This window comes from Streptomyces sp. ISL-10 (genome assembly GCF_018614575.1).
GTDB lineage: Bacteria > Actinomycetota > Actinomycetes > Streptomycetales > Streptomycetaceae > Streptomyces.
The window spans coordinates 1-21,804 of sequence record NZ_JAGGOJ010000019.1 but is presented as its reverse complement, the minus strand read 5'-3'; the positions used below and the strand labels follow the sequence as shown (position 1 = coordinate 21,804).

Sequence of the window (21,804 nt, the reverse complement as noted above, 5' to 3'; positions counted from 1 at the left end):
GCGGCAGTTCGGGGAGGGTGCAGTCGTGCGTCTTCTGTCCGTGTTTATCCGCTCGGCGACGTACGGATCCGCTGACCCGTCCCGTCGCAGACGTACAGCATGGTCGGATGCGGCGGCAGCAGCAGTCGGCCGGTGGCGACGGCATCCGCGAGCAGCAGGGCGCCGGACAGCGGGTCGCCGGCCGCGGGAACGGAACGGGCCTGCGGCACCTGCCGCGCGAGCTCGGCCCGCAGGGGCACGAGCAGCGGGTCGCCCAGTTTCGGTACGCCACCGGTCACGGCGACCCGGCACCCGTCCGGCGCCTCGGCCGCGGCCGGGCACACGGCCGCGGCCGCCTCGGCGATGTGCTCGGCCGCCCGTGCGAGGATGCCGGCCGCGACCGGATCCTCGTCCGCGCAGAGCGCGACCTCCGGGGCGAAGGAGGCCAGCATCGCGGGCCGGTCCGTGCGGGGATAGAGCAGCCCAGGCAGGTCCGCCGCCGGACCGAACACCGCCTCCATGCGGGCCAGCAGCGGCCGTGAACCGCCCCGCCGCCCGTCGTGCGCGCGCAGCGCGGCCTCGAGCCCGGCCCTGCCGATCCATGCCCCGCCGCCGCAGTCGCCCAGCAGGTGCCCCCAGCCGTCGGCCCGGCGCCACGAGGCCAGGTCCGTGCCGAGCGCGATCATTCCCGTGCCCGCCGCGACCACGGCACCGGGCCGCTGACCCAGCGCACCCGCATAGCCCGTCACGGCGTCAGCCGCCAGCCCCAGCCGTCGTACTCCGAGCGCGGCGGCGAGTGCGGCGGGCAGCTCGGCGCGCAGCCGGTCGCCCAGCGTGGCCATCCCGGCCGCGCCGATCACGACCGCCACGGGCTCGCCGCCGCCGTCCCGCTCAAGCAGGCTTCGTGCCATCGGCACCAGCTGCTCCAGCATGTGCCCGGCGTCGATCCCGTCCCGGCCCGTGCGCACCGGTTCGGCCGACACCGCCGTCCGGGGCCCGTCGAGCACCCCGGCCTGGGCCAGCGCGACGCGCAGTCCGGAGCCGCCCGAGTCGACGCCGAGCACGCGGGTCACGGCAGCCGCCAGTCGACGGGCTGCCCGCCCTGCCCCACCAGAAGCTCGTTGACCCGGCTGAACGGCCGGGAGCCGAAGAAACCGCGGTCGGCGGACATCGGGGAGGGATGCGACGACTCGATCGCCGGCAGGTCGCCCAGCAACGGCCGCAGGTTACGGGCGTCCCTGCCCCACAGCACCGACACCAGCGGTTTGCCGCGCGACGCGAGCGCCCGGATCGCCTGCTCGGTGACCTCTTCCCAGCCCTTGCCGCGGTGCGCTGCGGGCTTGCGCGGCGCGGTCGTCAGCGCCCTGTTGAGCAGCAGGACGCCCTGCCGCGTCCAGGGCGTGAGGTCCCCGGTGGAGGGACGGGGATGACCGATGTCGGCGTGCATCTCGCGGAAGATGTTGTCGAGGCTGGGCGGCCACGGTGTCACCTCCGGTGCCACCGAGAAGCTGAGCCCGACGGCATGGCCCGGGGTCGGGTAGGGATCCTGGCCCACGATCAGCACGCGGACGTCGTCGAACGGCTGCTGGAAGGCGCGCAGCACATGCGGTCCGGCGGGCAGATACGTACGGCCCGCGGCGATCTCCGTACGGAGGAAGTCCCCCATGGCGGTGATGCGTTCGGCCACAGGGGCGAGGGCTTCGGCCCAGCCGGGCTCGACGATTTCTTTCAATGGTCGTGGTGCCATGGGCGGCTGTCTCCAGGTGTCGCTTGTGTGTCAATGAGCAGCCGCGGGTCACGTCGGCCCTCCCCCTGCATGGACGGCAGGTGGCTCTTCCCCGGCAATGGACTGCCGGGCACGCCCTTTCGGCATTGCTTCGAGCGTGTTGCGGGGTCCGCACCTGTCCTGCCTGGCCGCGGAGCGGCGAAGACCGGCGCAACGAGGCCCCATGTCGTGTCGTCCGGGGCGGGCAGTCCGATCGCGCCCCCAACCACAACGAAGAGTCTCGGCTCCTGCCGGGCCGTCCTCCACGTCCGATCGGCAACGCCGATCGCAGCTGTGAGAGTCTTGCTCATGTCAGTCCCTTCGCGACTGGCCGATCCCGGGTTGCGTGGCCTCGCTCCCCGGGATCACTCATGGGGCGGCAGCATCCTACGCAGCAGGTCTGTCAGCCCGAGGCGAAAAGAGCATCTGTAGCAGGTGGTTGTACGTGCCTGTGCCGAGCTCTTCGTCGACTGTCCACTCCGTACGGACCTCCGGATCGTCCCTGGCCCCGCTTGTATGCCGGCTCGAAGTGCGGCATGACCGTCCCCGCGATGGCCGCCGTGCCCGCTGCGGTGACGTCCTCGCTCGCGTACTCGTCCAGCACGTCCCGCACGTCTTTGGGGAGGTCGACACGCCGCTGTTCGCCGGCCATGGCGCCTCTCAAGCCAAGAGCCCCCGCATCAACGGAGGCTCTTGGTCTTGTGCAGGTCAATCGGCCCAGCGCAGGTGAAGACAGATGACACTCGGCCATGGGGCGTCGCCGGCGCAGCCGGCAGAGCGGCACCACGTGATCATTCTCCGGGCGGCCACCGGAAACCGTCCGTGCCCGCCCCACGTCAGCGCATAACCGCAGCCCGCACGCAGAGCACATCCGGGAGGTGCGAGGCCAGTTGCTGCCAGGAGTCGCCGTCGTCCGCGCTCGCGTACACCTCGCCGTTGCGGTTGCCGAAGTAGACCCCGGCCGGGTCCGCGTCGTCCGTGCGCATCGCGTCGCGCAGCACCGTCCCGAAGTGGTCGCCCTCTGGCAGGCCCGCCGACAGCGCCTCCCAGCTCCCGCCCGCGTCGCCGGTCCGGTACACGCGGCAGCGCCGGCCGGCCGGGACACGGTCGGAGTCGGCGGTGATCGGGAAGACGTACGCCGTGTCGGCGCGGTGCGGATGCGTGGCCACCGCGAAACCGAAGTCGGACGGCAGCCCGGCGCCGATGTCGATCCACCGCTCCCCGGCGTCGTCGCTGCGGTACACGCCCCAGTGGTTCTGCAGGTACAGGCGGTCGAGGTCCGCCGCGTCCTGGGCGATCTTGTGCACGCACTGCCCGAATTCCGGCTGCTGGTCCGGCAGGAACACCGCCGACACCCCCTGATTGGAGGGCGCCCAGCTCGCCCCTGCGTCCCGGGAGCGGAACACCCCGGCCGCCGAGACGGCGACCGTGACCGCGTCGGGGTCCCGCCGATCGGTCACCACGGTGTGCAGCCCCTCGCCGCCGCCGCCCGGCATCCACTGCGAGCGGGTCGGATGCTCCCACAGCGGCCGCATGAGAGAGAAGCTCTCGCCACCGTCGTCGGAGCGGAACAGCGCGGCGGGTTCGGTGCCCGCGTAGACCACGTCGGGCGCGGCCTCGGACGCCGGGTGCAGCTGCCAGACCCGCTCCAGCGAGGCGCCGGTGTCCTCGGGGAACTTCACAGCCGGATGCTTCGGCTCGACCCATGTCCTGCCGAGGTCGTCCGAGTGGAAGACGGAGGGGCCCCAGTGCGAGCTGTCGCCGCCGACGAGCAGGCGCGGGACCGCTCTGCGGGTGTCGATGGCGACCGAGTACACCGCCTGAGCGTTGAAGTGGGGGCCGTCGAACTCCCATGCACCGCCGCTTCTGCGGCCGATGAAGAGCCCCTTGCGAGTGCCTACGGTGAGCAGTACATCGGTCATGGCCGATATCCCTCCAGGACGCCGTTGTCTCGGTATGGGCCAGTCTGCACCCGACCACTGACAGCGTCCTGCCATGCGGTCGCGCACGTCGGCCTCGCGACAGCAGTACCGACCGGACCGGGCCGCGGAACTCATCGGTGCGGGGCCGATCAGGCCGGACGAAGTGGCGTACGGCCCGCCGTCGGCAGGCTCGGGGCGGTCGCATTCTGCCGGTGCGCAGCCGTCGGCGAGCTCGGATAGGCGCCCATCCGTGAGGTGCGCCAGTAGATGCCCGTGGGCGGCCGCGCGGGCTCCCAGCGCGCCCGGTGCCCAGCTGCCGGCAGGGCTCGGAGCGGTCTTGGGTCAGCCCGGTAGCAGCGGCCTGCCCGGGGCGGTCGCATCCTGCCGTGCGCAGCCGTCGCAGGCTCGGGCCGGCGTCAATCCACCCGGTGCCGACAGCCTCCGGTCGGTCGTGGCCGGCTCGGTGCGCAGCCGTCGGCAGACGGGTCCGTCCGCCCGAGGCGCCGCTGCGGGCAGGCCCGAGGCGGCCTCGGTCCGCCGCCGGGCAGGCTCGGGGCGGTCGCGGCCCGCCCGATCCGCCGCCCGGCAGCAGGCGCGCGTTCCCCTCAGTCCGCCCCGTGCGCAGCGGACAGCAGGCCCTGCCAATCCGCGATCTTGACGGAGCGTCGGCCCAGCGTGCGGCCCAGCGCCTCCTCGGCCGACTCGATGGCCAGCCAGCCCGGCCAGGCGACCGGACGCTGCCCTGTCGCCTGCAACTCGGCGAGCGGATCGGCCGCGACCGGCCGGGCGGCCAGCTGCGACGCGTCGCCGAGCAGGGAGGCGACGGTCTCCTTGGCGCACGGCCGGTTCGTGCCGATGACGCCGGTCGGTCCCCGCTTGATCCACCCCGCCACGTACTCGCCGGGGGAGGGCGCACCGTCCCTGAGCACGCGCCCCGCCGCGTTCGGCACGATGCCTCGGTCCGTGTCGAACGGCAGCCCGGGCGTCGGCACGCCCCGGTAGCCCACCGCCCGCAGCACCAGTTGTGCCTCGATGTCCTCGTACGTGCCTGTGCCGCGCACCCCGCCCCGGCCGTCGGGCGCCGTGCGCTCGAAGCGGACGCCCGCCACCCGTCCGCCGCGCTCCAGCACCTCCACCGGGCGGAGGAAGAACCGCACATGGATGCGCCGCGCCCGCCCCGCCGGCGGCCGCGCGGCCCATTCCCGTACGACCGTGAGATTGCGGCGGACGACCGCGGGCACGGCCTCCGGGTCGGCGTAGGCCGTCTCCAGGGCGAGGTCCGCGGGTTCGACCACCACGTCCGCACCGGGCAGCGCCCCCAGTTCGCGCAGCTCCTTCGTGGTGAACTTGGCCCCGGACGGGCCGCGCCTGCCCACCATGTGCACATCGCGCACGCGGCTCGCGGCGAACGCCGCCAGCGCCGGTTCGGGCACATCGGTGGTCCGCAGTTCGTCCGCACCGCGGGCGAGGATGCGTGCCACGTCCACGGCGACGTTGCCGACCCCGATCACCACGGCCGACGGTCCGCCGAGCGGGAAACCGCCTGTCACCGCGTCCGGGTGTGCGCTGTACCAGGAGACGAAGTCGGTGGCGGAGTGGCTGCCCGGCAGGTCCTCGCCGGGAATGCCGAGTCTGCGGTCCCGCGCCGCCCCCACGCAGTAGACGACGGCGTGGTACAGCTCCAGCAGCCGCGCGGGCGTGAGGCCGTGCGCCCCCACCTCGACGTTGCCGACGAAGTCGATGCGTTCGTCCTCGAGCACGGACCGGAGGTTGTTCTGCAACGACTTGATCTTCTCGTGGTCGGGGGCGACTCCGTAGCGCACGAGCCCGTACGGGCAGGGCAGACGGTCCAGGATGTGCACCCGGACGTCGGGCACGGCGGACTGCTGGACCAGGGCCTGTGCGGCGTAGACCCCGCTGGGTCCCGAACCGACGACGGCGACACGAAGCACGGCTGCGCTCCTTCCCGCAGGGGATTCCAGCATCGCACCGGCGCGCGCCCCTGGGGAGTCTCCGGCCCCGGTGGCGTCCCGGCGCGTCACATCGCGCGCATCCTGTCGATCTCGCTCGTCTGCTGCGCGATCACGTCGGTCGCCATCTCCTCCACCGCGACGTTGTCGCCCTCCGCGAGGACCTCGACCGCCATGGTGACCGCCCCCTGGTGGTGGGTGATCATCAGCCTGAGGAAGAGCTCGTCGAAGGCCGTGCCAGCCGCGCCGCGCAACTGGTCGAGCTGGGCGTCGGTGGCCATACCCGGCATCGAGGTGTGGTCGTGTTCGTGGGTGGCCCCGCCGTCGTCGCCGCCGTGGGTTTTCAGCCATGCCCGCATCGCGCCCACCTCCGGCCCCTGCGCGGCGGCGATACGGCCCGCGAGCCGCTCGATGCGGGGCGAGCCCGCACGGTCCGCGGCCAGGGAGGTCATCTCCAGCGCCTGCTCATGGTGCTTGATCATCATGCGGGCGTAGCGGAAGTCGGCGGCGTTCGGGCTGTCGTCCGGCACCGCCTTCGTCGCCTCCTCGGCGGACAGGGTCCTCGCCGGCTCTCCCGGCTTCCCGGGTGCCACCACCGACGGCCCCTTGCTCCCGCCGGCCTCGGCGGGTGCGCCGGAGCCCGCGTCGCAGGCTGCCAGGGCCAGCACGGCGGCGACAACCGCCGCCGCCGTGATCGGGATTCGGGCGCGCGGGGTTGTGAGCGGCTTCAACACGGCGACCTCCTGGGGCACTTGGCGTGTCGGAGAGCGTACTTGCTTGAAGCGCAGGCGATTCGATCAAAAACCTTCATTACGGCTGTGCTGCATCTGTTGAGATGTACATGCAGAGGACGATACTGCCGGGGTCCGTGAACCGTTCGGCCAGAACGGCCACAAGGGAGGACGCGATGACCCCGTTGCACACCCCCGGAGTACGGCGCAGACATCTCGGCGTGGCGGCAGCCGCCGCCGGTCTGCTCGCCGCACTCCTGACCGCGGGACCGGCCGCAGCGATCCCCGACCCCGGAGACCCTCCGGCCGGGGCCGAGGTCTCCTCGAGCCAGGCGGCCGAGACCCGGTCCGCCATCGACAGCGGTGAGATACCCGCTGTGGACGAGATCGTCCACAGCGACAACATCGAGCACGTCACCAACATCCCCAAGGCCGCCATCAGGGGGACGAACTCCGACCTCGCGTTCCAGGGCGGCTACGCCTTCGCCGGCAACTACGACGGCTTCCGGATCTTCGACATCAGCAACCCGAGGTCACCCAGGACCGTGGCCCAGGTGCTGTGCCCCGGATCGCAGAACGACATCAGCGTCTCCGGCGATCTGCTCTTCCTCTCCACCGACTCCTCGCGCAGCGACAACTCCTGTACCAGCAGCTTGCAGCCCGCGACGGAGAAGTCGTCGTGGGAGGGCATGAAGATCTTCGACATCAGTGACAAGAGCGACCCGAAGTACGTCGCCGCCGTCGAGACCGCCTGCGGCTCGCACACCCACACGCTGGTCCCCGAGCGCAGGAACGTCTATGTGTACGTCTCCTCGTACTCGCCGAACGCCGCGTTCCCCGACTGTCAGCCGCCGCACGACGGAATCTCCGTCATCAAGGTGCCCCGCAAGGCGCCTCAGCGGGCCGCGATCGTGAACTTCCCCGTCCTCTTCCCCGGCGAGGGCCCCGACGGAGGCGGCAACCCCGGCGGGCCCACCAACCCGGGGGTCAGCAAGACCACCGGCTGCCACGACATCACCGTGCTGCCCTCCAAGGACCTGGCCGCCGGTGCCTGCATGGGTGACGGCATCCTGTTCGACATCGAGGACCCGGAGCACCCGAGGGTCATCGACCGCGTCCAGGACAACGTGAACTTCGCCTTCTGGCACTCGGCCACCTTCAACCAGAAGGCCGACAAGGTGGTCTTCGCCGACGAACTGGGCGGCGGCGTCGCGGCCACCTGCAACACCCGGGTCGGCCCCCACCGCGGCGCGGACGGCATCTACGACATCACCGGCAGGGGCGACAAGCGCAAGCTCGTCTTCCGCAGCTACTTCAAGATCGACCGGCACCAGGCGGACACCGAGAACTGCGTGGCGCACAACGCCTCGCTGATCCCGGTCAAGGGCCGCGACATCATGGTCCAGGCCTGGTACCAGGGCGGCGTCTCCGTGGTGGACTTCACCGACTCCGACCGGCCCGAGGAGATCGCGTACTTCGAGCGCGGTCCGGTCAGCGCGACCGACCTCACCGTCGCCGGATCCTGGTCCGCCTACTACTACAACGGCTACATCTACTCGAACGACATGGCCAAGGGCTTCGACGTGCTGAAGATCAACGACCGGCGCACCGACGCCGGCGCGAAGGTGCGCATGCGGGAGCTCAACGTGCAGACCCAGCCGAATTACTTCGACGACTCTGCCGTCTCTGCGGACTTCGACGACTGACCCGGAACGGCCGGGACGGGACGAGGCGTTCCGCCGGGCCCGGCCGGGCCCGGCGGAACGCCCAGCTCCCAGTCCAGCCCGTAGCGCTGGAACAGCTCGGCGCGCAGCCGCGCGTGCGGCATCGGCGCACCCGGCAACAGCACCGCGAAGACCGCACCCATGAGCAGGGCCCGCAGCAGCGGGTAGTCGGCGTCCACGTCGGTGGAGCCGTACCGCCGCACCGTGTCGCGCAGCAGTGCGGCGAGCCGCCGCTGCTCCGGGCACTGTACGAAGCCCTCGGCCTGGAGGATCCCCGCCATATGCGTACGCATCAGCCTCGGGTGTTCGACAGCGAGGCCGAGGATCGCGTCGATGGCCCGCGCCAGGCGTTCGCGGCCGTCCTCGGTGGGCGGCTCGTGCTCCAGCGCGGCCTGAAGTGTGCGGTGCATCAGCCGGTGCACCGCGGTCTGCAACAGCTGCCGTTTGCCGGGGAAGTAGTACGAGACGAGCCCGCGCGCCGAGCCCGCGCGGTCGGCGATGTCGCCGAGTGTCGTCGCCTCGAACCCGCGCTCGTCGACCAGCTCCACCGTCGCCTGCAGCAGCCGCTCGCGCGAACGCCGACGAAGCTCTTCATTGACCTCTGCGCTTCGCGGGGACATGCTGGACTCCTGCGTTGACTGGCTCTGAGCCAATATACTCAGCGTGTCCCGCTTCCCCAGTCTCCAGGGCTGGTCGGCGGGGGTGCTGCCCGGACCGGGCGACGCGGGGGATCGTCCGGTTCGGGTGGCTCTTCACCCCATTCGGTCGCCTGACTTCAGTGTGCTCCGGTCCCGCTGTCGAAGTGCGCTCCGGGTGCCGCCGACCGGATGCGGGGTGCCGGCCCGCTAGCGGGTCCGGTCGACCAGAGCGAGCACCGGGCGCAGTCCCTCGGGCCGCTCGTCCACCGGCAGATGGTCGACGAAAAGGACCGCGCAGCCCAAGGCCGTCGCGCCACCGTCCGCCCGCCGGTCGTCGCCCACCATCAGCGCCTCCCGCGGATCCCGGCCCAGCGCGTCGAGGGCCGTGCGGAAGAGCCGCACATCCGGCTTCTGCACCCCGTGCTCGTACGACAGCGTGTACGCGTCGACGAGCGCGTCGAGGCCGTGGGCACGGAACACCGGCCGCAGGTCCCAGCCGATGTTGCTCACCACGCCGACGCGTACGCCGTGCTCCCGCAGCCCGCGCAGCACCTCGGCCGCGTCCGGGTAGGGCCGCCATGCGGCGGGCGTCATATGGCGGTCGTAGAGCGCGTCGTACAGGCCCTCGTCGGGCAGTGCCACCTCACGGGCGAGACCCGTGTAGGCCGCCCGGTGCAGCTCTGTGCTCGTGTCGCGTACTGCCCACGGCCCGGCGAGACGGTCCGGCAGCTGCCGGGGCAGTGGTCCGCCCGGAAGCGCACCGGCCAGCTCCAACCGCCGGGCGAAGCCGGCCACCTCGGAGTCCGGGAGCGACATCCCCCGCTCGCGGAGCACCGCGCGGAGCCAGTCGTGGGCCGATTCGATACGGAACAGAGTGCCGGAGAAGTCGAACAGCACAGCCTTGATCGCCATACCGCCGCATCCTTCACGGCTCAGCCGCGCCGAGACAAGGCCAACCGTTCATAGGAGAGCACCGTCAGGGCCACGACGGACGCCCCCAGCAGCCATCCGGCGACGACGTCGGACGGCCAGTGGACCCCCAGGTACACGCGCGTGAGGCCGACGCCGACGACGCTCACTCCCGCGAGCAGCACGCCTGCCGCCCAGCCGCGGCCGGCCGCTCCGTACCGGCGGGCCAGCCACAGCAGCAGCCCGCAGGTGACCGCCGCCGTCATCGCGTGACCCGAGGGGAAGGCCGCGTACTGCGCCGAGTCCACCGGGTCCGGCCACTGCGGCCGGTCACGGTCGGCCACCGCCTTCAGCGACTGCTGCACGGCCGCGGCCAGTACGCTCGCCGCCCCCACCCACACCGCGAGGAGCCGTTCGCCGCGCCGCCACAGCCACACGGTCGCCGCGGCGGCCAGCAGGCGCATCGTCCACGGGTCCCACACCCAGTCCGTCAGCACCCGGTTGACATGGGTGAACCCCGGCTGCGTGACCGCGGAGCCGTGCAGCGTCTCCACGACGTCGCGGTCCAAGGAGATCAGCGGCGACCAGGGCAGGGTCACCAGCAGCGTCAGCACGGCCGTCAGGGCGAGGCACAGCGTGCCGGTGCAGGCCGCGGCGGTCCTGGGCGGGGCCGGACGGCGGGGCGGGGAAGGGGCCGGGCTCAGCTGCTGCGAGGAGGACATACTCCGATCCTGACTCCTCGGCAGGCGGTGCGGCTATCCCAGCGCGCGCAGTCCTGGTACGAACGCCACGAGCAACGGGACCACGGGTACCAGCGCGGCCGCCGCCGTCAGCTGGAGCCGGCGGCCGGCGGTGAACCGCGGCACCGGGCTCAGCAGCCGGTTCACCCGCTGCGGCAGCTGCGCGCCCGGTGTCGGGCAGGGGCCGAACACCCCGCTTTCCTCGTTCAGTTCGACCAGGGCCAGGGCGATCGTCAGCCGCCCGAACCGCCGGGACGCGACATCGTCGGCGGCCAGCTCCACCAGCCGGTGCATCTCGTCGCGGAAGGCGGCGAACACCGGGATCTGTGGAAACCCGTTGGCCAGCGCCGCCGAGCAGTGCAGCAGCCAGTCGTGCCGGGCCCGGGCGTGTCCCTGTTCGTGCGCCAGCACCGCATCCAGCTGACGGCCCTTCAGCCTGCGCAACGCGGCAGTCGTGATCACCAGTTGGGGAGCCGCGCCCGGGAGCCACCAGGCGTCCGGCCGCTCGCCCTCCAGGACCACCAGCGGCTCGTCACCTGGCACCTCACCGGGCAGCAGCGGTGAGCGCACCAGCAGTTCCCTGCGCCGCCGGCGGCGGCGCGCCTGGGTCCGCAGCACCTCGCGCGTGAGCATCGCCGCGGTCCACAGCCCGCCGCACGCGAGGAGGACGGCCAGCGCGGCGGACCAGGGCTCGCTCGCGCCCAGGGCGTAGGCCTCGACGACGCCGTGGGGTGCCGGGGCGAAGACATGGCCGCGGACCAGCTGCCAGGCCGCGGCGGCGCTCAGGGTCATGGACAGGCCGAACGACAGGAGCACGGCGGCGACCACGCACTGCCACACCCACAGCGCGACGACGGGCTCGCGCTCCGCCCAGTCGCCGTGTGACACCAGTCGTGGGGCGACAACGGCGGCCAGTGCGCCGAGCAGAAGCAGCGCGAGCGAGACCATCATGCGCCCAGCCTATGAGGGAGCGGCTACCTGCGGGTATGGCCCTGCCCGGCAAGTGACGCATACCACGGTTCGATTCGAGAGGACCGCCTGGGGCGTCTCACAAAGTGAGAAGCATCGCCAGCATCGCCAGTCCCATCGAGATCCTGCAGGCCAGGGCCAGTTCCGGCCCGGAGCCCCGGGCGGGCGCCGGTGTGCCCGGCGCTCCGGCCGGTGCCGGGACCGGCGCCAGCCGCAGGCCGGTGCGCAGCACGTATCCCGCGAAGTAGACGAACAGGGCCGCCGTCAGCGCAGGGGTGCCCGTGGACCCGTGCGACACGTGAGCGCCGCCGGAGCCCGCCATCGCCGCGGCCATGTGGATCATCGCCAGGCACCCGACGAGATGGTGCACATGATGCCGGTGGGTGCGCATGGCCGATATCGCGCGCAGGGCCGCGGCGCCGAATACCACCGCGTACACCACCCAGTGCCAGGACGGCAGCGTGAGCAGGGCGGCGGGCACGGCCATGGCGGCCATGCCGAAGCCCATCAGCGCCTCGCCGCCGGCCGCCTCACGCGCCTCACCGGTGCACCTGCGCATCCGCACCAGGCAGTACAACCCGGTCGCGGCACACAGCGCCATGAGCAGCCAGCCGGACGTCATCGGTCCGTGCACGCGCATCTCCCCCTTCGACGGCGTCGAAAGGTGCATGCCCGCAGCGGCGGTACGCACGCGAGCGCATGGGAGTGCACGGGAGTGCACGGGGAGCGCGCCAGGGGCGCGGGCGAGGGGAGCCAGGGAGCCCGGACCGGAACCGGTCCGCTCGCGGGCCGCGTTACCCTCTTGCCACGCGTACCCCTCGTGCCGCCGGCACCCTGCCGTGCCCGGCACCCGGTCGAAACGGAGCCGCCCATGGACACCGCCCCGCCCCGGGAATCCGGCGAGCTCACCTATCGTGACGCGGTGGCCGCCGACGTATCGGCGCTCGTCCCGCTGATCGAGTCGGCGTACCGCGGCGACACCAGCCGCACCGGCTGGACCACCGAGGCCGACATCCTGCACGGCCGGCGCACGGACCCGGAAGGTGTGCTCGCGGTCATCACCGCTCCGGGCAGCCGGCTGATGGTCGTCGAGCGCGACGGGGAGCCGATCGCCTGCTGCCAGCTCGAACATCGGGGCGAGGCCGCCTATTTCGGCATGTTCGCCGTCCGCCCCGACCTCCAGGGCGGCGGCCTGGGCCGCCGGGTGATCGCCGAGGCGGAGCGCAGCGCACGCGAGAGCTGGGGTGCGCGGGAGATGCACATGACGGTGATCAGCGTCCGCGAGGAACTGATCGCCTGGTACGAGCGCCGCGGCTACCGCCGTACGGGACAGCTGAGTCCGTTCCCGTACGGCGACGAGCGGTTCGGCATCCCGCAGCGCGACGACCTCGTCTTCGAACTGCTGGTGAAGGACCTCGAAGGCTGACGTCAGCGGGCGCCCGGTGAGGGCCCGCAGAGTGCGGCAGCCGGTGCCTAGCGAGGGCCCGCAGAGTCCGGTAGCCGGTGCCTGGGCGAGGTCCCTCGGCCGCGAGCAGCCGCTTTTGCCCAGCACCCCCTGGGGGCCGGGAGCCGACGCCTGGTCAGCGCCCTCGGCAGGGAGCAGCCGCCTTGCAGTGACTCACCGGCCGGGTAGCAGCCGCCTTGCAGTGACTCACCGGCCGGGTAGTAGCCGCTCTTGCAGTGACCCACCGGCCGGTAGCAGCCGCCCCTTGCAGGGTCCCTTCGCCGGAGCCGGTGCCTTGCCCGGATCCCGCGGCCGGTAGCAGCCGCCCCGTGCAGGGACCCCTCGCCGCGAGCAGCCACCCCGTAGGAACCGTCGCCGCGCGCGGGCGCGCTCGCCGGAGCGGCCGCCTCGGCCCGTGGCAGCGCCCGGCCCTCGCCCGGGTCAGGCCGTGAACCGCCCCGTGCGCCGGATCTCGGGGAAGTCCGTGGTCGCGCCGTCCAGTTCCAGGGCGCGCACCAGCCGCAGGTGCTCCTGGGTGTTGACGACCCAGCCGATCACGCCCAGTCCTTCGCCGTGGGCGCGCTCCACGGTCTCCAGCGTGAGCCGGCGGATGTTCAGCGCCAGCGAGGCCGCGCCCACCGCCTTCGCCCGGTCCACGATGTCCGTCCCCCATCGGCTGGCGATCAGCACCGTACGCACACCGGGCACCAGCGAGGCGATCTCCGCGACGGCGTCGTCGTGGAAGGACGACACCTCCACCCTGGGCACCAGATCACGGCGCTTCATCAGCTCGGCCAGGGCGCGTGCCGCCGCCACGTCCTTGATCTCGGCCTGGAGCGGCGAGCGTACGGCGTCGAGGACCTCCTCGAAGACGGGCACCTGCTCGCCCAGGCCCGCGTCCAGCTGACGCAGTTCGGCGAGGGTCTTCTCCGCGATGGGGCCGTTTCCGTCGGTCGTGCGGTCCACGTCGGCGTCGTGCATGACGGCCAGCGCGCCGTCCTTGGTCAGATGCAGGTCCAGCTCGATGGCGTCCATGCCGCACTGCTCGGCGCGGACGAAGGAGCGCAGGGTGTTCTCCGGCTCGACGCCCATGACCCCGCGATGACCGATGGTGAGGAAAGTCAAGATTCTCTCGCTTCCGTCGACGGCGGCTCCCGCGGCCCGGCCCCCGCTCGCCCGCGCGGTGGGGGCGCACGCGGTAAGGAGGCAGCCTAACGGCCCGTCCGGAGGAGGGGACCGTTCTCGCGCGGGGGTGTCCGGAAGCTGCCCGTCCGCGTCCGCCCGCCCTGGCAAAGCCCGTGCTGGGAGCCGTGGCGAGGTGCGGTGCGGGAGCACGGATCACCCGCCGGTGGGCGCGTCCGGCGTCGCCTTGACCGATCCGCCCCCGGAGGTTCTCGGCGACGTGCTTGTGGGACCCGGACTGTGCGTGACGAGCGCCACTCGCCGTAAAAACTTCTGCGATCACGGGGGTAGCGCAGGATAATTTCCCAAGCCTCCTCTTGTATGGAGGAACGCGCGATGGATACGGTGTCTTGACGCGAGGTTCTCCCGTGAAGGAAGTGACATGACGGAAATTCTTGTGCAGGACGTGGCCGCAAGGGGCATATCTGACGCCGGCCGGGTGGTCGACCACCCGAGCTGGCCGGTGCTCAAGAATGCCGTGGAAGAGATCCGCCCCTGGCAGTCCAAGGACGGCTCGATCGACTTCGACGCTGAGGGCGCCCCCGCCCGCTCCGATGCCGAGGCCGCTGTCGAGCGCGTTGTCGGCGCGGTGGAGGACCTCTCTCCGCTGCTCCCGCACGACGAGGCCTATCACCGGGCCCTCGTCGCCGACCTCCGCACGTGGGCCAAGGCCGGTTTCACCGTCCCGGACTTCCTGGACTCCCTGCTCGCCTTCCATCCGGCCGCCGGCCGTGAGGACGGGCTGCAGCATCTCGTCGTCTTCCCGATGTACACGCAGAACGGCAACCCGGACCGCAACCTCGAAGCGGTCGTCCTGCGCATGGTCTGGCCCGACTGGCTGGCCGAGCTGGAGCGCACGCGCTACGACAACCCCCTCTTCTGCGGCATCACCTTCGAGGACTTCACGGCCGGGTACGACACCAATTCCGCGGTCCTCTTCCCGGAGACGATCGCCGTACGCGAGGCCCCCGAGCGCTTCACCTGGGGCGGCATCTTCTGCGACCGCGAGGCGGCCCGCTTCCGCGCCGTCACCGAGGAGGCCGTGCGCATCCTCGGTCTGGAGCTGCCCGACGACATCCGCGAGATGGTCGGCGACCAGGAGCGCTGCGAGCAGGCGTTCGTCCTGTGGGACATGGTCCACGACCGCACCCACAGCCACGGCGACCTGCCGTTCGACCCGTTCATGATCAAGCAGCGCCAGCCGTTCTGGATGTACGGCCTGGAGGAGCTGCGCTGCGACCTCACCGCCTTCAAGGAGGCCGTGAAGCTGGAGACCGAGGGCAACCGGCACGGCCGCGACGTGCAGTACGCCGTCCTCTTCGACCGCATGTTCCGCTTCCCGGTCACCGGCGACCGCAACCGCAACTACGACGGCCTCGGCGGCCAGCTGCTGTTCGCGTACCTGCACAAGCACGACGTGGTGCGGTGGACCGACAACACGCTGAAGATCGACTGGGAGCGGGCGCCGAAGGTCACCAACCAGCTGTGCGCCGAGATCGAGAAGCTCTACCGCGACGGCATCGACCGCCCGAAGCTGGTCCACTGGTTCGCCGCGTACGAGCTGGTCTCCACCTACCTCGCCCCGCACCCGGGCTCCCGCTGGGCCAAGGGCCCCGACGCGCTGGATCTGACGCAGCCGCCGCGCAAACTGGTGGACGACGTGCTTCCGGACGAGTTTCCGCTGAGCATGTTCTATGAGGCGCTCTCCAAGAAGCTGAAGAACGTGATCGCCTCCACCAAGGGGATCACCGCTGCTTCGGTCGGAGCGGCCGCGTGAGCTCTCGCATCCAGGAGGCGACGATCATGAACGCGAACGGCAGCGGCGCGCTCGAAGGCGCGGTCGTGGCGGTGGCCGGTGCGGCCGGCCCCGCCGGACGGGCCACCCTGCTGAGACTGGCCGAGGCCGGTGCGACCGTCGTCGCCTCCGACGCCGACGCCGAGCGGCTGGCACAGGCCGTCGATGCCGCGCGGTACGCGCACGGCGGTGCCACCGTCATCGGCGACACCGTCGATCTGCTCGATCTGAACGCCGCCAAGGAATGGGCGGACAAGACCGAGAAGGAATTCGGCCGGGTCGACGGACTGGTGCACCTCGTCGGCGGCTGGCGCGGCAGCGCCGGCTTCACCGACACCGATCCCGCCGACTGGGCGCTGCTGGAGAAACTGCTGATCCGCACGGTCCAGCACACCTCGCTCGCCTTCCACGACGGACTGCTGCGCAGCGACCGCGGCCGCTATGTGCTGATCAGCGCCGCGGGAGCCACCAAGCCCACTGCGGGGAACGCCGCCTACGCCGCGGCGAAGGCCGCCGCCGAGGCCTGGACGCTCGCCGTCGCCGACTCCTTCCGCAAGGCGGGGGGCGATCAGGGCCCGGCAGCAGCGGCTGCCATCCTGGTCGTCAAGGCACTGGTGCACGACGCGATGCGCGCCGAGCGCCCGAATGCGAAGTTCGCGGGCTTCACCGACGTGTCGGAGCTGGCCGACGCCATCGCCGCAGTCTGGGACCGCCCCGCCGAGGAACTGAATGGACAGCGTCTGTGGCTGACCCCCAAACCCTGAAGACCGACGCCCGCCGTCACCACGACCCGTCCGTCCGCGGGTTCGCCAGTGACAACTACGCGGGCGCCCACCCGGAGGTGCTCGCGGCCCTCGCCCTCGCCAACGGCGGCCACCAGGTCTCCTACGGCGAGGACCAGTACACCGAGCACCTCCAGAGGGTCATGCACAGCCACTTCGGGCCGACCGCCGAGGCGTTTCCCGTGTTCAACGGCACCGGCGCCAATGTGACCGCCCTCCAGGCGCTCACCGACCGCTGGGGCGCGGTGATCTGCGCGGAGACCGCGCACATCAACGTGGACGAGGGCGGTGCGCCGGAGCGGATGGGCGGCCTCAAGCTGCTCACCGTGCCGACCCCGGACGGCAAGCTCACTCCCGAGCTGATCGACCGGCAGGCATGGGGCTGGGAGGACGAGCACCGGGCGATGCCCCAGGTCGTCTCGATCACCCAGAACACCGAGCTGGGCACCCTGTACACGGTGGACGAGATCCGCGCCATCGTCGAGCACGCGCACGGTCTGGGGATGAAGGTCCATCTCGACGGTGCGCGGATATCCAACGCGGCTGCCTCGCTGGATGTCCCGATGCGGACCTTCACCAACGCGGTCGGTGTCGATGTGCTCACCTTCGGCGGCACCAAGAACGGCATGCTCTTCGGTGAGGCGGTCGTCGTCCTCAACCCGGACGCGGTCAGCCACATGAAGCATCTGCGCAAGATGTCGATGCAGCTCGCCTCCAAGATGCGTTTCGTCTCCGTGCAGCTGGAGGCACTGCTCGCCAAGGATCTGTGGCTGCGCAATGCCCGGCACTCCAACGAGATGGCCCAGCGTCTGGCCGCGGGGGTGCGCACGGTGGACGGGGTGGAGATCCTGTATCCCGTGCAGGCCAACGCCGTCTTCGCACGGCTGCCGCAGGAGGTGACCCGGCGGCTGCAGCAGCGCTTCCGGTTCTACTTCTGGGACGAGGCGGCCGGTGACGTGCGCTGGATGTGCTCGTTCGACACCACCGAGGACGACGTGGACGCGTTCGTCCAGGCGCTGAAGGAAGAGATGGCCAACTGACAGGGTCCGCATATTCATGCGGCCGACCGGATATTGATTGACTTCCGGTCGGCCGCATCTCTACGCTCGGGCGCCATGGAGCTGATCCAGAGCGCCCCCGAGATTTCCGCGTACCTTGCCGCAGATGGCGTCGTCGACCACTGGCATCCGCGCGTACGGGAAACCGTGGCGATGCTGCGCGCCGATCACTGCGACGCATACTCATACGCCATGGCGGCCTACGAATTCGTCCGCGACACCATTGCGCACTCCGCCGACAGCGGCGACATGCGGGTCACCTGGCGGGCGTCGGACGTCCTCGCGCAAGGGACCGGCATCTGCCATGCGAAGTCCCACGCGCTCGCCGCTCTGCTGCGCGCCGAAGGCATCCCCACCGCCCTGTGCTACCAGCGACTCACGGACGACGACGGCTCCCACCCCATGGTCCACGGACTGGTCGCCATCCGGCTGCCCGGTGCGCCGGGCTGGATGCGCCAGGACCCACGCGGCAACAAGCCCGGAATTGACGCCCGGTTCTCGCTGACGGGGGAGCGGCTGGCCTGGCGCGTACGACCCGAGTGCAATGAAGTGGACTATCCGATACTCTTTACTGCACCACATCCGGCGGTTCTCTCGGCACTCCGGGCAGCGCCCGACCGACCGGCCCTGTGGCGCATGCTGCCCACGGACATCTGACACGCTGCCCACGGACACCTGATCGGCGGATCCATGGCTCTCTCCCTCACCGTCTCCGACGAGGTGCGCGCACTCGCGCCCGGCTTCGTCCATGTCGCCGTCGAGGCCCGTGGCCTGGTGAACGGCCCGAGCAGCGAGGACAGTTCGGCGCTGCTGGACGACGCCGCACGCCGCCTCGCCGTCCGGCTGGACGGCCGTGCCCCGCACGAGGACCCGCACATGGCGGCCTGGCGCGCGGCGTACACCGCCTTCGGCTCCAAGCCCTCGCGCACCCGCAACTCGGCCGAGGCGCTGGCCCGGCGGGCACTCGCCGACGGCGAACTGCCTCGTATCAACGCGCTGGTCGATCTCTACAACGCGATCAGCGTCGCCCACCTGATCCCGGTCGGCGGCGAGGACACCGACCGCATCGCCGGCGCCATGCGCCTGGTGCGGGCGACGGGCCAAGAGCCGTTCCACACCGTCGCGGGCGGCACGGAGAGCGTGGTACGCCCCGAGGCGGGCGAGGTCGTCTGGTGTGACGAGGAGGGGGTCACCTGCCGCCGCTGGAACTGGCGCCAGGGTGTGCGCACCCGGCTCACCGAGGACACGGTGAACGCCCTCTTCCTGCTGGAGGGCATGGCGCCCGCGACCGGCGGCGAGCTCGGGGCGGCAGCCGCCGAACTCGCCGAGGGCCTGGAGAAGTTGAGCCCCGGGGCGCAGGTCACGGTCCACGCACCCCGGTAAGGGGCAGCGCCTCGCGGCGGAGGCCTCAGCGGGCCTCGCGGACCTCGGCGGCCGTGGGTGCCGTGCCCCCGAGGTGCGCGGGCACCCACCACGTGTCGGCCGCGTCCTTCGGCCGTACCGGATACGCGCGCTGAGCCGCCTCCAGCAGCTCCTGCACCCGCTCGCGCACCCGTCGCGTGATCGCGCCGGCGTACTGGTCCGTCGGCGCCTCCATGGGCTCGCCGACCCGGATCGTCACCGGGATGTGCGAGCGCCGGAAGTTGCGCGGACGGCCCTTGGTCCACAGCCGCTGCGTGCCCCACAGTGACATCGGGATCAGCGGCACGCCGGCCTCCTGCGCCAGCCGCGCCGCACCCGACTTGAAGGACTTCAGGGTGAACGACTGGGAGATCGTCGCTTCGGGGAAGACACCCACGATCTCGCCCGAGCGCAGCGAGTCCAGGGCGTGCGCGTACGCCGCCTCGCCCTGCGTGCGGTCCACCGGGATGTGCTTCATGCCCCGCATGAGGGGACCGGAGACCTTGTGGCGGAAGACCGAGTCCTTGGCCATGAAGCGGACCAGGCGCTTCTGCGGCAGTGCGGCGAGGCCGGAGAAGATGAAGTCCAGGTAGCTGATGTGGTTGCTGACCAGGACAGCACCCCCGGTACGCGGAATGTTCTCGGATCCCTGAGTGTCGATCTTCAGGTCGAGCGCCTTGAACATCGTGAGAGCGGCGCCGATGACCGGCCGATAGACGAGCTCTGCCATCTGTGGGGGACCCTTTCGTCGTGCCCGGGGAGGGTTCTCCCGGTAGAAGTTACGCAGCCGTAGGTTTTCGGCATTGGGGCGATCGTCCCCTATGCGTGGCGTACTGACCAGTCCTGGGGCCTGGTATGGGCGAGATTCTCATCACGTCGGGTGTGCCGTCGTTGCCCGTGCACCCCGGCAGCCGGGAATCATCGGCCACTGCTCAACGCTACAGGCGTGGACGACTCGACGGAGGTGGGCCCACGGTGGGCGTTCAGGACCAGCAGCGGCTGCTCGGCACGGCGGAGCTGGGCACGGAGCTCGGGCGGCGCGCGACGCTCGTCCAGTTCTCGACGGCCTTCTGCCAGCCGTGCCGCGCGACCCGTCGCACGCTGGCGGACGTCGCGGGCATGGTCGAGGGTGTCGCGCACATCGAGCTCGACGCCGAGGAGCGGCTGGAGCTCGTCAGGGAACTGGGCATCGTCAAGACGCCCACCGTCCTGGTGCTCGACTCCGCGGGCCGCGTCGTCACCAGGGCCTCGGGAGCGCCCCGCCGGGCCGACGTCATCGCCGCGCTCGGCCGGGCCGTATGACGTGCCGTGACCCCGGTCCCACATTCCGGTGCGCACTTGACTGCACAGGGCAACCGTCGTCAGGCTGACATCCGTGCCTCCAGTTCTCCTTCTCCACGGACGCGTCCATGTGGACCTCGTTCGTTACGCGAGCGCGCGCTGTCCGGCTGACGTCATCGCCGCAGCCGCCTAGTTCGCACCCATGCAGAAGGAAACCTCGATGACGGCCCCGACCGACCTCGGCACCCCGGCCTCCGCTTCCTCCTCCGGCCGCACCGGAGCCCGGCCCCTGCTCCCCGCCGGCCGTGTCGGCCCGCAGCACTCACCTCTCGCCCCGCCCGCCGCCTCTCCGGCCGCGGGTGACCTGCTCAGGGCCGTCTTCCGCCAGCACGCCGCCGGCGTCGCGATCGTCACCGCTCCGGGGGAGCGTCCCGCCGGCTTCACCGCGACCTCACTCACCTCCGTCGCCGCCGACCCGCCCCTGATCTCCTTCGGCGTGGGCACCACGTCCTCCAGCTGGCCCGCAGTCGCCGAGGCCGAGCACATAGGCGTGCACATACTCGGCGAGCACCAGATGGAGCTGGCGGCCACCTTCGCGCGCAGCGGCGCCGACCGTTTCGCGCCGCCCACCCGCTGGCACACCGGCCCCGAGGGCGTGCCCGTCCTCGAAGGAGTCGTGGCGTGGCTGGTGGCACGGGTCGTGGAACGGGTGCCCGCGGGCGACCACCGTCTGGTGATCGCCGAGGTCGTGGCCGGGGACCCGGCCGGCGGCGGCAGCCCCCTGCTGTACCACCGGGGCCGCTTCACGGCGCTGCGTGACTGACCTGGCCCGCCGTTGTCAAGGTCACAGTGCAAAGCGCTTGCTTAGCGGGAACAACCTGGGTGTACTGACGAGTAATATTTCGATCGGAGCGCGGCCCGCCCCGACCGGGATCCGCCCCTTCGGACGCCTATGCTGCGTTCACAAGGCAGTCCAGTAGAGACGATGCAGTAGGAGAGCCGGCGTGAGCCTGAGGATCGTTGTCTGTGTGAAGTACGTGCCCGACGCCACCGGCGACCGGCACTTCGCCGATGACCTGACCGTCGATCGCGACGACGTCGACGGCCTGCTGTCGGAGCTGGATGAGTACGCGGTCGAGCAGGCGCTGCAGATCGCAGACGAGGCGGACGACGCGGAGGTCACCGTGCTGACCGTCGGTCCCGAGGACGCCAAGGACGCGCTGCGCAAGGCGCTGTCGATGGGCGCCGACAAGGCCGTCCATGTCGAGGACGACGATCTGCACGGCAGTGACGTGATGGGCACGTCGCTGGTGCTGGCGAAGGCGATCGAGAAGACCGGTTACGACCTGGTCATCTGCGGTATGGCCTCCACCGACGGCACGATGGGTGTGCTGCCGGCGATCCTGGCCGAGCGCCTGGGCGTTCCGCAGGTGACGCTGCTGTCCGAGGTCTCGGTCGAGGAGGGCGCCGTCAAGGGCCGCCGTGACGGCGATACCGCGTCGGAGCAGCTGGAG

The 21,804-nt window shown here is 71.4% G+C and carries 23 protein-coding genes; 11 read left to right on the top strand and 12 right to left on the bottom strand.

All coding sequences use genetic code 11. The features are described from left to right. Positions 1-44: 44 nt before the first annotated feature. The 5 genes from J7E88_RS23305 to J7E88_RS23285 form a co-directional block, all read right to left on the bottom strand. On the bottom strand, positions 45-1,052 hold the full coding sequence (locus J7E88_RS23305; protein ID WP_308307580.1) for a BadF/BadG/BcrA/BcrD ATPase family protein: 1,008 nt from the start codon (positions 1,050-1,052) through the stop codon (positions 45-47). Beyond that, positions 1,049-1,726 (bottom strand): uracil-DNA glycosylase, encoded by a 678-nt coding sequence (locus J7E88_RS23300; RefSeq protein ID WP_215184185.1) that lies wholly within the window; start codon positions 1,724-1,726, stop codon positions 1,049-1,051. The genes J7E88_RS23305 and J7E88_RS23300 overlap by 4 nt, the downstream gene beginning before the upstream one ends. A gap of 854 nt (positions 1,727-2,580) precedes the next feature. Further along, complete coding sequence (locus tag J7E88_RS23295) at positions 2,581-3,666, bottom strand: exo-alpha-sialidase (protein ID WP_215184183.1); 1,086 nt, start codon at positions 3,664-3,666, stop codon at positions 2,581-2,583. A 605-nt stretch (positions 3,667-4,271) separates the two neighbouring features. After that, the gene (locus J7E88_RS23290; RefSeq protein WP_215184182.1) at positions 4,272-5,618 is read right to left on the bottom strand and encodes an FAD-dependent oxidoreductase; all 1,347 of its coding nucleotides are present in this window, start codon (positions 5,616-5,618) and stop codon (positions 4,272-4,274) included. 86 nt (positions 5,619-5,704) lie between these two features. Then, positions 5,705-6,370, bottom strand: a complete 666-nt coding sequence (locus tag J7E88_RS23285; RefSeq protein ID WP_308307579.1) for a DUF305 domain-containing protein — start codon at positions 6,368-6,370, stop codon at positions 5,705-5,707. 173 nt (positions 6,371-6,543) lie between these two features. Between J7E88_RS23285 and J7E88_RS23280 the strand changes: the two genes are divergently transcribed. After that, positions 6,544-8,073: an LVIVD repeat-containing protein gene (locus tag J7E88_RS23280; protein WP_215184178.1), complete on the top strand. Its 1,530-nt coding sequence runs from the start codon at positions 6,544-6,546 to the stop codon at positions 8,071-8,073. Here J7E88_RS23280 and J7E88_RS23275 read toward each other — a convergent pair. From J7E88_RS23275 to J7E88_RS23255, 5 genes are all read right to left on the bottom strand, one after another. Beyond that, positions 8,031-8,711 (bottom strand): TetR/AcrR family transcriptional regulator, encoded by a 681-nt coding sequence (locus J7E88_RS23275; protein ID WP_215184176.1) that lies wholly within the window; start codon positions 8,709-8,711, stop codon positions 8,031-8,033. The genes J7E88_RS23280 and J7E88_RS23275 overlap by 43 nt on opposite strands. A gap of 225 nt (positions 8,712-8,936) precedes the next feature. After that, positions 8,937-9,641 carry an HAD family hydrolase gene (locus J7E88_RS23270; protein ID WP_215184174.1) on the bottom strand — a complete coding sequence of 235 codons (705 nt, stop codon included), beginning with the start codon at positions 9,639-9,641 and terminating at the stop codon, positions 8,937-8,939. A gap of 20 nt (positions 9,642-9,661) precedes the next feature. Then, complete coding sequence (locus J7E88_RS23265; RefSeq protein WP_215184172.1) at positions 9,662-10,360, bottom strand: phosphatase PAP2 family protein; 699 nt, start codon at positions 10,358-10,360, stop codon at positions 9,662-9,664. Positions 10,361-10,393: 33 nt separating this feature from the next. Next, a complete protein-coding gene (locus J7E88_RS23260; RefSeq protein ID WP_215184170.1) occupies positions 10,394-11,329 on the bottom strand; it encodes a M56 family metallopeptidase in 936 nt (311 codons plus the stop codon). 97 nt (positions 11,330-11,426) lie between these two features. Further along, positions 11,427-11,981 carry a DUF5134 domain-containing protein gene (locus J7E88_RS23255; protein ID WP_215184168.1) on the bottom strand — a complete coding sequence of 185 codons (555 nt, stop codon included), beginning with the start codon at positions 11,979-11,981 and terminating at the stop codon, positions 11,427-11,429. A 237-nt stretch (positions 11,982-12,218) separates the two neighbouring features. On the opposite strand from J7E88_RS23255, the gene J7E88_RS23250 reads away from it, so the two are divergent. After that, a complete protein-coding gene (locus tag J7E88_RS23250; RefSeq protein ID WP_215184166.1) occupies positions 12,219-12,773 on the top strand; it encodes a GNAT family N-acetyltransferase in 555 nt (184 codons plus the stop codon). 459 nt (positions 12,774-13,232) lie between these two features. Here the strand turns inward: J7E88_RS23250 and J7E88_RS23245 are convergent, their stop codons facing one another. Further along, positions 13,233-13,916, bottom strand: a complete 684-nt coding sequence (locus tag J7E88_RS23245) for a glycerophosphodiester phosphodiesterase family protein (protein ID WP_215184164.1) — start codon at positions 13,914-13,916, stop codon at positions 13,233-13,235. 439 nt (positions 13,917-14,355) lie between these two features. On the opposite strand from J7E88_RS23245, the gene J7E88_RS23240 reads away from it, so the two are divergent. The 5 genes from J7E88_RS23240 (at position 14,356) to J7E88_RS23220 (ending at position 18,991) form a co-directional block, all read left to right on the top strand. Further along, positions 14,356-15,750: a DUF6421 family protein gene (locus J7E88_RS23240; protein WP_215184162.1), complete on the top strand. Its 1,395-nt coding sequence runs from the start codon at positions 14,356-14,358 to the stop codon at positions 15,748-15,750. 26 nt (positions 15,751-15,776) lie between these two features. Then, positions 15,777-16,532 carry an SDR family NAD(P)-dependent oxidoreductase gene (locus J7E88_RS23235; RefSeq protein ID WP_215184275.1) on the top strand — a complete coding sequence of 252 codons (756 nt, stop codon included), beginning with the start codon at positions 15,777-15,779 and terminating at the stop codon, positions 16,530-16,532. Beyond that, entirely contained in the window at positions 16,529-17,590 is a 1,062-nt protein-coding gene (locus tag J7E88_RS23230; RefSeq protein WP_215184277.1) for a low specificity L-threonine aldolase, read from the top strand. Before J7E88_RS23235 ends, J7E88_RS23230 begins: the two co-directional genes overlap by 4 nt. A gap of 75 nt (positions 17,591-17,665) precedes the next feature. Further along, positions 17,666-18,265: a transglutaminase family protein gene (locus tag J7E88_RS23225; RefSeq protein WP_215184160.1), complete on the top strand. Its 600-nt coding sequence runs from the start codon at positions 17,666-17,668 to the stop codon at positions 18,263-18,265. 33 nt (positions 18,266-18,298) lie between these two features. After that, complete coding sequence (locus J7E88_RS23220; RefSeq protein WP_215184158.1) at positions 18,299-18,991, top strand: B3/4 domain-containing protein; 693 nt, start codon at positions 18,299-18,301, stop codon at positions 18,989-18,991. 25 nt (positions 18,992-19,016) lie between these two features. Here the strand turns inward: J7E88_RS23220 and J7E88_RS23215 are convergent, their stop codons facing one another. Then, complete coding sequence (locus J7E88_RS23215) at positions 19,017-19,739, bottom strand: 1-acyl-sn-glycerol-3-phosphate acyltransferase (RefSeq protein ID WP_215184156.1); 723 nt, start codon at positions 19,737-19,739, stop codon at positions 19,017-19,019. Between the two features lie 245 nt (positions 19,740-19,984). Here J7E88_RS23215 and J7E88_RS23210 point away from each other — a divergent pair, with 245 nt between their 5' ends. From J7E88_RS23210 to J7E88_RS23200, 4 genes are all read left to right on the top strand, one after another. Next, a complete protein-coding gene (locus tag J7E88_RS23210; RefSeq protein ID WP_308307578.1) occupies positions 19,985-20,311 on the top strand; it encodes a thioredoxin family protein in 327 nt (108 codons plus the stop codon). 73 nt (positions 20,312-20,384) lie between these two features. Further along, a complete protein-coding gene (locus J7E88_RS37470; RefSeq protein WP_374196313.1) occupies positions 20,385-20,483 on the top strand; it encodes a putative leader peptide in 99 nt (32 codons plus the stop codon). 27 nt (positions 20,484-20,510) lie between these two features. Next, entirely contained in the window at positions 20,511-21,113 is a 603-nt protein-coding gene (locus J7E88_RS23205; protein WP_215184152.1) for a flavin reductase family protein, read from the top strand. A gap of 181 nt (positions 21,114-21,294) precedes the next feature. Continuing rightward, positions 21,295-21,804, top strand: a 510-nt coding sequence (locus J7E88_RS23200) for an electron transfer flavoprotein subunit beta/FixA family protein (protein WP_215184150.1), incomplete at its 3' end; no start/stop codon positions are given.

What these genes read in the sequence shown, in the direction of transcription:
- J7E88_RS23275 (WP_215184176.1), bottom strand. Translation starts at nt 8,711, where the DNA reads ATGTCCCCGCGAAGCGCAGAGGTCAATGAAGAGCTTCGTCGGCGTTCG.
- J7E88_RS23280 (WP_215184178.1), top strand. Translation starts at nt 6,544, where the DNA reads ATGACCCCGTTGCACACCCCCGGAGTACGGCGCAGACATCTCGGCGTG.
- J7E88_RS23270 (WP_215184174.1), bottom strand. Translation starts at nt 9,641, where the DNA reads ATGGCGATCAAGGCTGTGCTGTTCGACTTCTCCGGCACTCTGTTCCGT.
- J7E88_RS23240 (WP_215184162.1), top strand. Translation starts at nt 14,356, where the DNA reads ATGACGGAAATTCTTGTGCAGGACGTGGCCGCAAGGGGCATATCTGAC.
- J7E88_RS23250 (WP_215184166.1), top strand. Translation starts at nt 12,219, where the DNA reads ATGGACACCGCCCCGCCCCGGGAATCCGGCGAGCTCACCTATCGTGAC.
- J7E88_RS23225 (WP_215184160.1), top strand. Translation starts at nt 17,666, where the DNA reads ATGGAGCTGATCCAGAGCGCCCCCGAGATTTCCGCGTACCTTGCCGCA.
- J7E88_RS23265 (WP_215184172.1), bottom strand. Translation starts at nt 10,360, where the DNA reads ATGTCCTCCTCGCAGCAGCTGAGCCCGGCCCCTTCCCCGCCCCGCCGT.
- J7E88_RS23295 (WP_215184183.1), bottom strand. Translation starts at nt 3,666, where the DNA reads ATGACCGATGTACTGCTCACCGTAGGCACTCGCAAGGGGCTCTTCATC.
- J7E88_RS23260 (WP_215184170.1), bottom strand. Translation starts at nt 11,329, where the DNA reads ATGATGGTCTCGCTCGCGCTGCTTCTGCTCGGCGCACTGGCCGCCGTT.
- J7E88_RS23235 (WP_215184275.1), top strand. Translation starts at nt 15,777, where the DNA reads ATGAACGCGAACGGCAGCGGCGCGCTCGAAGGCGCGGTCGTGGCGGTG.
- J7E88_RS23220 (WP_215184158.1), top strand. Translation starts at nt 18,299, where the DNA reads ATGGCTCTCTCCCTCACCGTCTCCGACGAGGTGCGCGCACTCGCGCCC.
- J7E88_RS23300 (WP_215184185.1), bottom strand. Translation starts at nt 1,726, where the DNA reads ATGGCACCACGACCATTGAAAGAAATCGTCGAGCCCGGCTGGGCCGAA.
- J7E88_RS23205 (WP_215184152.1), top strand. Translation starts at nt 20,511, where the DNA reads ATGACGGCCCCGACCGACCTCGGCACCCCGGCCTCCGCTTCCTCCTCC.
- J7E88_RS23215 (WP_215184156.1), bottom strand. Translation starts at nt 19,739, where the DNA reads ATGGCAGAGCTCGTCTATCGGCCGGTCATCGGCGCCGCTCTCACGATG.